This window comes from Marinobacterium iners DSM 11526 (assembly GCF_900107855.1).
Lineage (GTDB): Bacteria > Pseudomonadota > Gammaproteobacteria > Pseudomonadales > Balneatricaceae > Marinobacterium > Marinobacterium iners.
On record NZ_FNRJ01000013.1, the window covers coordinates 1 to 12,642 of the forward strand.

Here is a 12,642-nt window from a genome sequence, read left to right on the forward strand (position 1 = left end):
AGCGTAATGATGCGTTTAAGGAATCAGGTGGCTCGGCGGCTCTGGCGGTGGAACGCACGGAGTCGAATACCGGTTTTGCCAATGTTGGTGTACGTGGTGGTGCAGAACTGGGCGCGGACCCCTTGCCGGTGCGTGTACAGGGCTCTATCAGCTGGCGCCATGCTGTTGAGGATATTGACACGGTCAGTGAGCACCGCTTCCTGGGGGGCGACAGCCGTTTCACGATCAAGGGCGCGCCGATTGCCGAAAATACGGTTGTGCTGGACGCGGGCCTGGTTGTCCCGGTATCGAAAAATACCGATATCAGCTTTGGTTACAGAGGTGAGCACTCGGATGAGAGTGATGTGCAGGAGGGATATATTCAGATGAGTGTGCGTTTCTAGTCCAGACGCATGGTCATGGCAGGCGAAGGGCGATATCGCCTGCCATGACGGGGCCTGGCACCGGTGTCGGTGTCAGGCGATGGACTTATACGTTGAAGCGGAAGTGAACCACATCACCGTCTTTGACGATGTACTCCTTGCCTTCCAGGCGCCAGCGGCCGGCGTCCTTGGCGCCCTGTTCACCCTTGTAGGCGATGAAGTCGTCGTAGCTGATCACTTCAGCACGGATGAAACCCTTTTCGAAGTCAGTATGGATCACACCAGCCGCCTGAGGCGCGGTAGCACCGATCTTGACGGTCCAGGCGCGGACTTCCTTTACACCGGCGGTGAAATAGGTTTGCAGGCCCAGCAGGCTGTAACCGGCGCGGATGACGCGGTCAAGGCCGGGCTCGTCCATACCCATCTCCTGCAGGAATTCGATTTTTTCCTCGTCTTCCAGCTCGGCAATTTCAGACTCCAGCTTGTTGCAGATGGCAACTACCTCGGCGCCTTCGGAGGCGGCCAGTTCCTTCACTTGATCCAGGTAGGGGTTGTTTTCGAAGCCATCTTCGGACACGTTGGCGATGTACATGGTTGGCTTGGTGGTCAGCAGGTGGAAACTGCGGGCCAGCTTGCGCTCGTCATCGCTTAGCTCAAGTCCTCGTACAGGCAGACCTTCCGCCAGGTGCGGGATCATTTTTTCCAGCAGTGCCTTGGCTGCAATCGCGTCCTTGTCACCGCCCTTGGCGTTGCGCTGAACACGCAGAAGCTGCTTTTCGCAGGAATCCAGATCCGACAGAGCCAGCTCCATATTGATGGTTTCAATATCTTCCAGCGGATGAATACGGTTGGAAACGTGGATAACGTTGTCATCTTCGAAGCAGCGCACTACATGCGCGATGGCATCGGTTTCGCGGATGTTGGCCAGGAACTTGTTGCCCAGACCTTCGCCCTTGGAGGCGCCTGCAACCAGGCCGGCGATATCCACAAACTCCATGGTGGTCGGGAGGACGCGTTCGGGTTTGACGATTTCGGCCAGTGCATTGAGGCGTGGGTCCGGCATGGGAACAACGCCGGCATTCGGCTCAATGGTACAGAAAGGAAAGTTCTCGGCGTCGATGCCCGCTTTGGTCAGGGCATTGAAGAGCGTGGACTTGCCGACATTGGGAAGTCCGACAATACCGCATTTGAAACCCATGATCAGATCCTGTATTGAGGTTAGCCGTTGAAACTGTGCAGCTGGTTCATGGCACGTGCCCAGTCACCGCTGACGGCAAGGGGCAGCGCACGCAGCGCTTCATCAATGGCAGCCTGTGTCTTGTCGCGTTCAGCCACCGGTGCTTTGCTCAGTACAAAGCCGGAAACCTGGGCAGCGCTGCCCGGATGGCCGATGCCAAGGCGCAGACGATAGAAATTACGGTCGTTCCCCAGCTTACTGATAATGTCGCGCAGGCCGTTGTGTCCGCCGTGTCCGCCGCCCTGTTTCAGGCGAGCGGTGCCGGGCTGGATGTCCAGCTCATCGTGCACGACCAGTATGTCGCTGGTAGGAATCTTGTAGAAGTTGGCCAGGGCTGCCACGGACTGTCCGCTGCGATTCATGTAGGTTGTGGGAATCAGCAGATGGACCAGTTGGTGGTTGATCAGCACCTTGCCATAGAGGCCGAAGAATTTCTTCTCCGATTGCAAGGAGATGTGCTGGTGGGCAGCAAGCTGCTCCACCAGCTCGGCGCCGGCATTGTGACGGGTCTGGCTGTACTCTGTCCCGGGGTTGCCGAGACCGACGATCAGTTGAATCCGGTCATTCATGCCTTTGCCTGTCTGTCAGAACTTACTTGGCGGCGCGAGCACCACGCGGTGCGTAGCAGTAGCCAACGCTCTGGTCGTGGTCTTCACCGCGACGCAGGGCGACGATTTCAACGCCTTCCGGCAGTGAAATGTCGGACAGGTGAGCGGTCTGGCCCATTTCGATCTGGCCCAGTTCCACTTCCAGAGCTTCCGGCAGGTCTTTCGGCAGGCAGGAAATTTCAACGGTGGCAGCTTCCTGAGCGAACTTGGCTGCGGCCTTGGCGGCAGCAGACTTTTCGAAGTTCACGAAGGCCAGCGGAACCTGCAGCTTGATCTTCTGGCTGTCATCGATGCGCTGGAAGTCAGCGTGCAGTACAACCGGCTTGGACGGGTGGCGCTGCAGATCCTTGATGATAACCGGCTGGTCCTGACCGTCGAGGTTCAGGGTCAGGATGGACGAGTAGAAACCGTCTTCCAGCAGCATGCGGTACAGGTCTTTGCCGATCACAGAGATCGCCTTGGGCTCGGAAGAGCCGTAGATGATGCCCGGTACCAGACCTTCACGACGCAGGCGGCGGCTCGCACCTTTCCCCTGATCGTCACGGGCAACAGCGTTTACAGTAAATTTAGCCATGTTTTATATACCTTATATATTAAAGCTGCACACCCCCGCGACCAGAAGCATGCAGCATGTGGGCGGTCCATGGTGGACCTTCAAGTCACGGGACGTGCCCGTGGTTCAGTACCCGTTCCGGTTAGCGGAACATGGCACTGATGGATTCTTCATTGCAGACGCGGCGTACCGCTTCTGCCAGCAGAGGGGACAGTGAAAGCTGACGAATCTTGTCACACTTCTGCGCCTGCTCGGACAGCGGGATAGTGTCGGAAACGACCAGTTCATCCAGCTGAGAGCCGATAATGTTGTTGATTGCCGGGCCGGACAGAACCGGATGGGTCACGTAGGAGACGACGCGGGCGGCGCCCTTGTCTTTCAGTGCCTTGGCAGCCTTGCACAGGGTGCCGGCGGTATCACACATGTCATCGACCAGAATGCAGGTACGACCGGACACATCACCGATAATGTTCATCACCTGGGATTCGTTGGCACGCTCACGACGCTTGTCGATGATCGCCAGGTCGCAGTCAAGCTGTTTGGCAACGGCACGGGCACGGACAACGCCGCCCACATCCGGGGACACCACGATGATATCATCGTACTGCTGATCCACGATGTCATCGAGCAATACCGGGGAGCCGTAAACGTTGTCTACAGGAATGTCGAAGAAGCCCTGAATCTGGTCAGCGTGCAGATCAACCGTCAGTACGCGGTCGATGCCCACGTTGGCAATCATGCTGGCCACGACCTTGGCGCTAATTGGTACACGCGCTGAACGCGGACGACGATCCTGGCGGGCGTAGCCGAAGTAGGGGATAACAGCCGTGATGCGGGTGGCCGAGGCGCGACGCATTGCGTCAGCGAATACAATCAGCTCCATCAGGTTGTCATTGGTGGGCGCGCAGGTTGACTGGATGATGAATACATCCTTGCCACGAACATTTTCCTGGATCTCGACGCTTACTTCGCCGTCACTGAAGCGGCCAACCTGTGCCTTGCCCATGGGAATGTCCAGGCGTTCGACAACTTTTTGTGCCAGCTCCGGGTTTGCATTGCCGGTGAAGACCATCATTTTAGACACGGCGATTACCTTCTCGATTGCGTCGGAGTTAGATGTAGTAGAGAGGAAGTCTGTCATGGTGTTTGGCAGGGGTAGGAGGATTCGAACCTCCGCATGCTGGAATCAGAATCCAGTGCCTTACCGCTTGGCGATACCCCTGTCGTCTCCTGTGGTGTGGACCACGCTCCAAGAAGGCGCATATTCTCAACAAAGAGCCTGTCGAAATCAACCCCTGTGGCAAATTTGTTGCCAAATTCGATCGGCTCAAGGCTGCAGGTCGGTCGTCCAGTGGTTAACAACCAGTGTAATGCGCAGATCCGGGCGGGTCAGGCGTATCTTCTCCGGCAGCACCAGTGTGCCGGCGCGAGTGTAACGGTCATATTCAACCTTCCAGCCAGCCTGGCTGAAACCCTGCTCGTTCATCAACGCCTGCCAGTGCAGGCTGGGGTCGGGTACGCCTCGTACCCAGTAGCGTGCATGGGACAGGGGCAGGTGCCAGCCCAGCAGTTGCTGCATCAGGGCCTCGGGCGTTGTTGCCCGGTGGATTTCGTCAGATCCTGACTGCTGCAGACTGACACTGTTGTCTCGACCCTCGATGCGCAGCCCCCCCTGGCCAAGCGGGCCGGTCAGGGCTATCTGATAGGCAGCCGGCTGCTGCTTCCAGCTCAGATTGGCACTGTTGATTTCGCCATCATGGCGAATGCCGATGCGTCCCTCCAGTGACCAGCTCTCAAGCTGCAGTACCGGACGTGGATCTGTGGGCATTGTCGGCTCACGGGTTTGCAACTGACTGCAGCCACCCAGGAGCAATACCAGCAGCAGTGGTAAAAGGGGCCTCATGGCGTGACTCCGATCATATCGGCGGCTTCCAGCAGGTGTGAGTCATTTGGCTGTTGTTCCAGTGCCTGCAGCAGCAGTTCGGTTGCTCGCTGTTGTTGGTCCAACTCCCATAGCACTTGCACCAAATGAGCCGTTACTTCTGGTTCGGGGTAGCGGGAATGGGCCTGTTGCAGAAAGTGGAGCGCTTCTTCATTGCGCCCCAGCCTGTGCAGAACCCAGCCCATTGAGTCCAGTATGGCGGCATCTTCCGGTTGCTGTGCAAGTGCGCGGCTGATCAGGGCGTGCGCCTCTTCCAGTTCGTCTGTGTAGAGTGTCAGCGTGTAGCCGAGGGCATTCTGCAGCATCGGGTTGTCCGGAGACAGGACCAGTGCACGGCGAAGGTCACTGATCATTTGTTGTGACTGTTCGGGGTCGGTCAGCATGGAACGGGTGTACAGCAGGTTAACGCTGTCGGGAGACTGCTCCAGCGACTGGTTCAGAATGGCCAGTGCCTCGGGGCGCAGGCCAACCCGGTCGAGCCACTCGACTTGCAGGATGATCAGATCTTCCCGCTGATCCGGATGACTTTCTCGACCTGTTGCGATCAGTGCGGTGACTCTGGCCTGATCATCGGCGCTTTCAAACAGGCTCAGGGCGCGGGCGTAGGCCTGAATCAGGTTGGGGCCCTGGTCGACTTGAAGGAAATGTTCCAAAGCCAGCTCTCGCTGCTCCTGCTGCTGAGCAATGACCCCAAGATAGAAATGTGGTGCCGAGTTGTCAGGCTGTTGGTCCAGCAGCTGTTGCAGCAGTCGACGGCTTTGTTCGGGCCGGTTGTTCTCAAGCAACAAAAGAGCGAAATAATAGCGCAGCTGCTGATTGTCTTCCTGCTGTTGCAGCAGTTGCTGGATCGCTTCCCAGGCCATTTCAGTTTGGCCAGACAGCAGCAGCAACTGGGCGCGTGAGGCGGCCAGACGTGTATGTTCTGGTTCCTGGCGCAGGGCGCGCTGGACCAGTTTGAGCCCCTGGGCCGGCTGCCCTTGTTGGCGATAGATCTCGGCACGTTGCAGTACCAGTTCAGCCTGGTCGGGCTCCACGCGCAGACCGGCGTCCAGTAGCTCGGCAGCTGCTGTGGTTCTATCCAGCTGGCGCAGAAGCAGTACCCGAGTCAGCAGATAGTCGAGCTGCTCTGGCTGCTGTCGGTTGAGTCGAGTCAGCAAGTCATAGTAGTGCTCGGCAACTTCGGCCGGCATTTCTTCGCTCTGAGCTGCGATCAGGGTCAGTGCCTCGTCACCACCCTGCTCCAATACCTGTTCGAGCAGGGGAAGGGCTAACTCAAATTGGCGCTCATGCAGCAGGATGTTGGCCCGGATGTGCAGTGGCTCAATGTTGCCAGGCTCGATTTCACTCCACAGCCGGCTGGTCTCCATGACGGCATCCGTGCGGCGCAGAAACTGGGCAATACGCGTGGCGCGCTCGGCTACCGCAGGGTCTCGGGTCAGCCGCGTCTGGTTCAGGTAGTGCTCAAGAGCAAGGTCAAAGCGGCCCTGCTTGCCGGCCAGCTCGGCACTTAACAGCTGGTACAGGCTGTCGGCGTTGAGCTCGCCCTTGATATAGGTGGTGGTTGGCGCCAGCTCAAGAGTATCCGCATTGGCGGAAGAGGGCGTCCTGTCCATTTGGCTGCAGCCGGTGATCAGCAGGCTGGTGATCAGGCTGATCAGCAGAGGTTTGTTCATAAACTGATGCACGTTTCCGATCCTGGTGGGTTGGAAATCTCACTATAGAGCAATTGAGTCGGGGCTGTCATGCCATCTGCAGCTGTCCGACGGCGGGTTGTCCTGCTCTGTACGCAGAACTGCCACGGGTGGGTTAATCCGGACGCGGCAAAGGTGTATGATTACGCGCTTGTCTGTAATGGGGTGATACGAACCTTCTATGGCTCTGCTGGCGTTAGGTATCAATCACAAAACGGCACCGGTCGAAGTACGCGAGCGGGTGGCGTTCGCACCGGAAAAACTGGCTCAGGCGTTGCATGAGGCGCGGCTGCATGCTCGGCTTTCCGAAGTGGCGATTCTGTCCACCTGTAACCGGACCGAACTCTACTGCTCTACTACCGAGCTGGAGGGTAGCCGTGCTCTGCTGGAATGGCTGGGGCGTTATCACGACCTTGACGTAGAGGAGCTGCAGCGCTGTTCTTACGCCTATTGGGACGATGCAGCGGTACGCCACATGATGCGCGTGGCCTGCGGGCTGGACTCGCTGGTGCTGGGCGAACCGCAGATACTGGGACAGCTCAAGTCTGCGTTCTCGGTGTCTCAGGCGGAGGGGCTGGTCAGCGTTGAATTGGGGCGGCTGTTCCGCAGCACATTTTCGGTGGCCAAAAATGTGCGTACTCAGACCGCCATCGGCCAAAACCCGGTTTCGGTGGCCTATGCGGCCGTTAGCCTGGCGCAACACATTTTTGCCGATCTGGGCAAAAGCCGGGCCTTGCTGATCGGAGCCGGTGAGACCATCGAATTGGTTGCACGCCATCTCAAGCGTGCCGGCGTGCAGCAGATTACGGTGGCAAACCGCACACTTGCACGCGCGCTGGCCGTTGCCGAGGAGTTCAACGGGCGTGCCATCGAGCTGGGACAGATCCCCGACGAGCTGCCCCAGACCGATATTCTGATCGCCTCCACTGCCAGCCAGTTGCCGATTTTGGGCAAGGGGGCAGTGGAAGCGGCGCTGAAAAAGCGCAAGCACCGGCCGATCTTTATGGTGGATATTGCGGTGCCGCGTGACATCGAGCCTCAGGTGGGTGAGCTGGACGATGTCTACCTCTATACCGTTGATGACCTCAAGGAAGTGATTGAGGAAAACCAGCGTGAGCGTCAGAGTGCGGCCCGTGATGCCGAAGGTATCATTGAAGCCGGCACCCTGGAGTACATGCGTCGGCTGCGTGAGCTGGATGCGGTTGATACCCTCACCCTGCTGCGACAGAGTGCTCATGAAACGGCAGCACAGGAGCTGGAAAAAGCCATGCGCATGTTGGCCAATGGCAAACCGGCTGAAGACGTGCTGCAGCGTTTCGCCCACGGACTGACTAATAAACTGCTGCATCAACCGACCGTTCAGCTGCGCCAGGCGTCCGCCGAAGGGCGTGAAGAGCTGCTGCAACTGGTACAGGAACTGTATCAGCTTACACCCCCCGACCACAGCGGTTCATGAGACAGCAACAGGAGTCTGCGTCACGATGAAAGCCTCCATACAATACCGGCTTGAGTCCCTTTGCGAGCGTTTTGAGGAACTGGCTGCGCTGCTCAGCGATGCTGAAGTGATCGCCGATCAGGCCCGTTTCCGAGACTACTCCCGCGAATATTCCGAGCTGGAGCCGGTGGCCCAGAGTTTTTCACGCTGGCAGCAGGCGGTAGAGGACCAGTCCTCCGCCGAACAGATGCTGCAGGAAGACGATGCTGAGATGCGTGAGATGGCGCGTGAAGAGATCGAGTCGGCCCGCGAGCGTATCGAACAGCTGGAAGCCGAGCTGCAGATTCTGCTGCTGCCGAAGGATCCCGATGATCACCGCAACGTCTTCCTGGAAGTTCGTGCTGGTACCGGCGGTGATGAAGCCGCAATTTTTTCCGGCGATCTGTTTCGCATGTACTCCCGTTACGCCGAGCGTCAGGGATGGCGGGTCGAGGTAATCAGTGCCAACGAGGGTGAGCACGGCGGTTACAAGGAGATCATCAGCCGAGTGGTCGGTCAGGATGTCTATGCTCAGCTGAAGTTTGAGTCTGGTGCCCACCGCGTGCAGCGTGTCCCCGAGACCGAATCGCAGGGGCGCATCCACACCTCGGCCTGTACCGTTGCGATCATACCGGAGCTGGACGAATCCGCCGAGATCGAGATAAACAAGGCCGATTTGCGTGTGGATACCTTCCGTGCCTCGGGTGCTGGCGGCCAGCATATCAACAAAACCGACTCCGCAATCCGCATTACCCATCTGCCCACCGGGCTTGTGGTGGAGTGTCAGGAGGAGCGCTCACAGCACAAGAACCGCGCCAAGGCGATGGGGCTGCTGGCATCACGCCTGAAGCAGGCGGAACTGGACAAGCAACAGGCGGCACAGGCCAGCACCCGAAAGAGTCTGGTCGGTTCGGGGGATCGCTCCGAACGTATCCGTACCTACAATTTTCCGCAGGGACGTCTCACCGACCACCGTATCAATCTGACGATCTACCGCCTGAATGAAGTGATGGCTGGAGACCTGGATCAGGTAATCCAGCCGCTGCGCAACGAGTATCAGGCTGAGCAGTTGGGTGCCTTGTCCGGTGAATAAATGCCTGACAGTTGCGGCTGCGCTGGCACGTGCGGCCGATCTTGAAGCGGTCAGCGACAGTGCACGCCTGGATGTCGAATTGCTGCTGTGCGATGTGTTGCAACAACCGCACAGCTGGCTGTTTACCTGGCCGGAAAAAAGCCTCACTTCTGATCAGCAACAGGCCTTTCTGGCACTGCTTGAGCGGCGCAGGGCCGGTGAGCCGGTGGCGCATCTGCTGGGCTACCGTGACTTCTGGACCCTGCGTCTGCGGGTCAGTCCTGCCACCCTTATTCCACGCCCGGATACCGAAGTACTTGTAGAACAGGCGCTGCTGCGGCTGGACACCGGCCCTGCCCGGGTTGCAGACCTGGGTACGGGAACCGGTGCACTGGCACTGGCGCTGGCCAGTGAGCGACCCGAATGGCAGCTGGTGGCCACCGACCTGCAGCCGGATGCCGTTAAGCTGGCCCAGATCAATGCGGCCGAATATGAACTGGCTAATGTTGAGGTTCGCCAGGGCAGCTGGTGCGAACCGCTGGACGGCAGGTTTGACATGATCGTCAGTAATCCACCCTATATCGATCCGGATGATCCGCATCTGCAACAGGGTGACGTACGCTTTGAACCTTTGAGCGCCCTGACTGCCGAACGCAAGGGAATGGCCGATATCGAACAGATCGCGACAGCTGTCCGCCAGTACCTGAGCCCGCAAGGGTGGTTGTTGCTGGAACATGGCTACGATCAGGCGCAGGCCGTACGCCGGTTGCTGCAGCAGCTGGGGTATGCACAGGTGTTCAGTGCCCGCGACTACGGTGGCAATGATCGTGTCAGTGGTGGCTGCTGGCCCGGTGATACAGTCCTGCGAGGTGACAATGCTCAGTGATGATCAGCTGCTGCGTTACAGTCGCAGTATCATGCTGCCGGAGGTGGATATTGCCGGCCAGGATGCCTGGCAGGCCGCGCGCATTCTGATCGTGGGTCTCGGAGGGCTGGGTGGCCCGGCGGCTGCCTATCTGGCCGCGGCGGGTGTGGGTGAACTGGTGCTGGTGGATGATGATCGAGTAGATTTGACCAACCTGCAGCGTCAGATTATTCATGCCGAAGCGGCCTGCGGTGAAGCCAAGGTCAGCTCGGCCGAGGCCAGCCTGAAAGCGATCAATCCGTCTGTCCGAATTACGACAGTGGATCAGCGGTTGCAAGGTGAAGCGCTGGAGCGTCAGGTGCGTGAAGTGGATCTGGTACTGGACTGCAGCGATAACTTTGCCACCCGTTTTGCGCTTAACAGTGCCTGCTTTGCCGCCGGCGTGCCGCTGGTGTCCGGTGCTGCAATCCGCTTTGATGGCCAGATCAGTGCCTATGATCCGCGTGATGCCGAGTCGCCCTGCTATCGCTGCCTGTATGAAGAGGGTGATGAAGCGTCACTGACCTGCAGCGAGTCTGGCGTGTTTCCTCCGCTGGTGGGCGTGATCGGCAGCATGCAGGCGATGGAAGCGCTCAAACTGCTGGCCGGTATTGGTGAGCCTCTGACCGGCAGGTTACTGCTGTTGGATGGAAAACGTATGCAATGGCGCAGCCTCAGGCTGCGTCCTGACCCTGAATGTCCAGTCTGTAAAAGGAAAACGCGTGATGCAGGATAACAAGATTAAAACACTGCTCGAACGCAGCCATCGTATTGCGCTGGTGGGTGCCAGTGCCAAATCCCACCGTGCCAGTTACCAGGTAATGTCCTATCTGCTGGCCAGTGGCTATGAGGTGATTCCGGTCAACCCGGCGCTGGCTGGACAGGAACTGATGGGGCAGAAGGTTGTGTCGAAACTCTCTGAGATTGAGGGCAAGGTGGATCTGGTCGATATTTTCCGCAACTCGGTGGATGCCGGTTACGTTGTGGACGAGGCGATCGAGATTGGTGCCCCAGCGGTCTGGATGCAGCTGGGTGTGATCAACGAAGATGCGGCTGAACGTGCCGAAACAGCGGGGCTTGAGGTGATCATGGACCGCTGCCCTGCAATCGAGATTCCTCGTTTGGGGGTGGTAGCCCCCGCCGCCTGAGGCCTTAGCGGCCCAGCATCATGTTCCGAATCTTGATGTCATCCAGAGTCCGGCGCAGCTGAGAGAGCAGCGCCGGGTCTTCCATGCTTTCCAGCCATTGAGGTTCGCACTTGGCACCGGATTGCAGCAGAAACTGCAGTAATGGCAGGTTGCCTGTGGGCAGCAGCCGAAGTAACAATGTGGTGCCGGTATCGTCAGGCTGGTTGATGTCAGCACCGTGCTCCAGCAGCCGGCTCAGGTGCAGCATCAGCTCAGTTTCTCGACAATACTCGATACAGTGATGCAGCAGGGGGCGACCGGTATGGATAAGATTGCTGTCGGCTCCGGCTCTGAGCAGTGCCGACAGCAGGTGAAGACTGGTTTCAGTCTGCCGCAGTGCCAATACGGTTAATGGTGTGCCGCAGGATGCCTTTGGTAGCGGTGCGGGAGTACGCTGAAGCAGCAGCTGCAGAATGCGCGGCTGGCGTGACCGTATGGCCAGTTCCAGCAGCGGTCGGCCATCGTTATCAACTTGCTGCAGCGCGTCTGCCGAGAGCTTGCCTAGCAGTCTGACAGTGCGCTCTTCATCGCCCTTCACTATGGCGGCGGCGAGCTTGTCATAGTGAGATGTAAACAGTGATTTCAGCATATCCACTTTTACCCCTTTGTGTCCGCCTCAGATCACGCCCAGCAGGCGCAGCAGATAGATTCCTCCGCTGAGTGTCAGCACCGACCCCAGTGTGGTTGTCAGTACGATATTGGCGGCCAGCTGAGCATTGCCGCCCATCGCGCGGGCCATGACAAAACTGGCGGCAGCGGTGGGGCAGCCAAACAGCACCATCATGATTGCCAGCTCTTGCCCCTCAAAGCCGTACAGCCAGGCTCCCAGTGTCAGCACCAGCGGCAGGATAACCAGCTTCAGTGCGGTTGCCCAGAATGCCTGCGATGAGGTGTCGTGCAGACTTTTCAGGTTGAGTGAAGCGCCAATGGTGAGCAGGGCCAGAGGCAGGGTCAGGTTGGCAAAGTAGTTGCCGGTTCGGGCCACAACCTCGGGCAGCTGCAATCCAAACCAGGATACCGGAAGGGCCAGTAGCACAGCCAGAATCAACGGGTTTTTCAGAATCTCCAGCAGGGTATCGCTCAGGCGCATCGCTTCGCTGCGTTGCATGGGAATGCTCAGGCAAATGATGGAGAGCACATTGAACAGTGGGATTACCAGCGCCAGCAGCAGCGAAGCCTGAGCCAGTCCATCCTGACCAAACAGGTTGAAGCTGACGGCAAGGCCGATGATGCCGTAGTTGCTGCGAAAGGAGCCCTGAATGAATACGCCCAGATCTTCGGGCGCCTTGATACAGCGTGCAGCCAGCCACCAGATCAGGCCAAAAGAGAGCAGAATGGTGACCAGTACATAGCCCAGCTGTTGTGGATTGAATACGGCATGGAAGTCCATGCGTGCAATGGACATAAATACCAGTGCGGGCAGGGTAATCACGAATACCAGTTTGGAGCCGGTAGCAACGAAAGCATCATCAATCAGTTGTAGGCGACGCAGGAGGTAGCCCAGAAACAGGATGAAGAAGATCGGTGCAACAATATTGGCGGTATAACCCAGTGTTTCGAGGTAGAGGTTCAAAACCACTCTCCATCTGAATGTATCAAAGGGGCTGATTTT

The 12,642-nt window shown here is 58.3% G+C and carries 14 protein-coding genes and 1 tRNA gene; 6 read left to right on the forward strand and 9 right to left on the reverse strand.

The genetic code is table 11. From position 1 onward, the window contains the following. Nucleotides 1–383 (forward strand): autotransporter outer membrane beta-barrel domain-containing protein (locus tag BLV48_RS13115; protein ID WP_139253923.1); only part of this gene is annotated, 383 nt, incomplete at its 5' end. A gap of 85 nt (nt 384–468) precedes the next feature. On the opposite strand, the gene ychF is transcribed toward BLV48_RS13115, so the two are convergent. The 7 genes from ychF to BLV48_RS13150 all read right to left on the reverse strand — a co-directional run bounded on the left by ychF (nt 469) and on the right by BLV48_RS13150 (nt 6,375). Beyond that, on the reverse strand, nt 469–1,560 hold the full coding sequence (ychF, locus tag BLV48_RS13120) for a redox-regulated ATPase YchF (RefSeq protein ID WP_091827252.1): 1,092 nt from the start codon (nt 1,558–1,560) through the stop codon (nt 469–471). 20 nt (nt 1,561–1,580) lie between these two features. Then, nucleotides 1,581–2,168, reverse strand: a complete 588-nt coding sequence (gene pth, locus BLV48_RS13125; RefSeq protein WP_091827253.1) for an aminoacyl-tRNA hydrolase — start codon at nt 2,166–2,168, stop codon at nt 1,581–1,583. 22 nt (nt 2,169–2,190) lie between these two features. Then, complete coding sequence (locus tag BLV48_RS13130) at nt 2,191–2,781, reverse strand: 50S ribosomal protein L25/general stress protein Ctc (protein ID WP_091827254.1); 591 nt, start codon at nt 2,779–2,781, stop codon at nt 2,191–2,193. Between the two features lie 121 nt (nt 2,782–2,902). After that, nucleotides 2,903–3,844, reverse strand: a complete 942-nt coding sequence (locus BLV48_RS13135; RefSeq protein WP_091827255.1) for a ribose-phosphate pyrophosphokinase — start codon at nt 3,842–3,844, stop codon at nt 2,903–2,905. 63 nt (nt 3,845–3,907) lie between these two features. Continuing rightward, nucleotides 3,908–3,982, reverse strand: a tRNA-Gln gene (locus tag BLV48_RS13140). 105 nt (nt 3,983–4,087) lie between these two features. Further along, nucleotides 4,088–4,663: a lipoprotein insertase outer membrane protein LolB gene (gene lolB / locus BLV48_RS13145; RefSeq protein ID WP_091827256.1), complete on the reverse strand. Its 576-nt coding sequence runs from the start codon at nt 4,661–4,663 to the stop codon at nt 4,088–4,090. Continuing rightward, nucleotides 4,660–6,375, reverse strand: a complete 1,716-nt coding sequence (locus BLV48_RS13150) for a tetratricopeptide repeat protein (RefSeq protein ID WP_139253924.1) — start codon at nt 6,373–6,375, stop codon at nt 4,660–4,662. Before BLV48_RS13150 ends, lolB begins: the two co-directional genes overlap by 4 nt. Before the next feature lie 199 nt (nt 6,376–6,574). On the opposite strand from BLV48_RS13150, the gene hemA reads away from it, so the two are divergent. From hemA to BLV48_RS13175, 5 genes are read left to right on the forward strand one after another with little or no spacing between them, the layout of a single operon-like run. Next, nucleotides 6,575–7,849: a glutamyl-tRNA reductase gene (gene hemA / locus BLV48_RS13155; protein ID WP_091827258.1), complete on the forward strand. Its 1,275-nt coding sequence runs from the start codon at nt 6,575–6,577 to the stop codon at nt 7,847–7,849. A 25-nt stretch (nt 7,850–7,874) separates the two neighbouring features. Beyond that, nucleotides 7,875–8,960, forward strand: coding sequence for a peptide chain release factor 1 (gene prfA, locus BLV48_RS13160; RefSeq protein WP_091827259.1), 1,086 nt, complete (start codon nt 7,875–7,877; stop codon nt 8,958–8,960). Next, on the forward strand, nt 8,953–9,825 hold the full coding sequence (gene prmC / locus BLV48_RS13165) for a peptide chain release factor N(5)-glutamine methyltransferase (protein ID WP_091827260.1): 873 nt from the start codon (nt 8,953–8,955) through the stop codon (nt 9,823–9,825). The genes prfA and prmC overlap by 8 nt, the downstream gene beginning before the upstream one ends. Continuing rightward, nucleotides 9,815–10,579, forward strand: coding sequence for a molybdopterin-synthase adenylyltransferase MoeB (moeB, locus tag BLV48_RS13170; RefSeq protein WP_091827261.1), 765 nt, complete (start codon nt 9,815–9,817; stop codon nt 10,577–10,579). Before prmC ends, moeB begins: the two co-directional genes overlap by 11 nt. Continuing rightward, entirely contained in the window at nt 10,569–10,991 is a 423-nt protein-coding gene (locus BLV48_RS13175; RefSeq protein WP_091827262.1) for a CoA-binding protein, read from the forward strand. Before moeB ends, BLV48_RS13175 begins: the two co-directional genes overlap by 11 nt. Before the next feature lie 4 nt (nt 10,992–10,995). On the opposite strand, the gene BLV48_RS13180 is transcribed toward BLV48_RS13175, so the two are convergent. Both BLV48_RS13180 and BLV48_RS13185 read right to left on the reverse strand, forming a co-directional pair. Then, entirely contained in the window at nt 10,996–11,619 is a 624-nt protein-coding gene (locus tag BLV48_RS13180) for an ankyrin repeat domain-containing protein (protein WP_091827263.1), read from the reverse strand. A 27-nt stretch (nt 11,620–11,646) separates the two neighbouring features. Beyond that, the gene (locus tag BLV48_RS13185) at nt 11,647–12,603 is read right to left on the reverse strand and encodes an AEC family transporter (RefSeq protein ID WP_091827264.1); all 957 of its coding nucleotides are present in this window, start codon (nt 12,601–12,603) and stop codon (nt 11,647–11,649) included. Nucleotides 12,604–12,642: the final 39 nt, after the last annotated feature.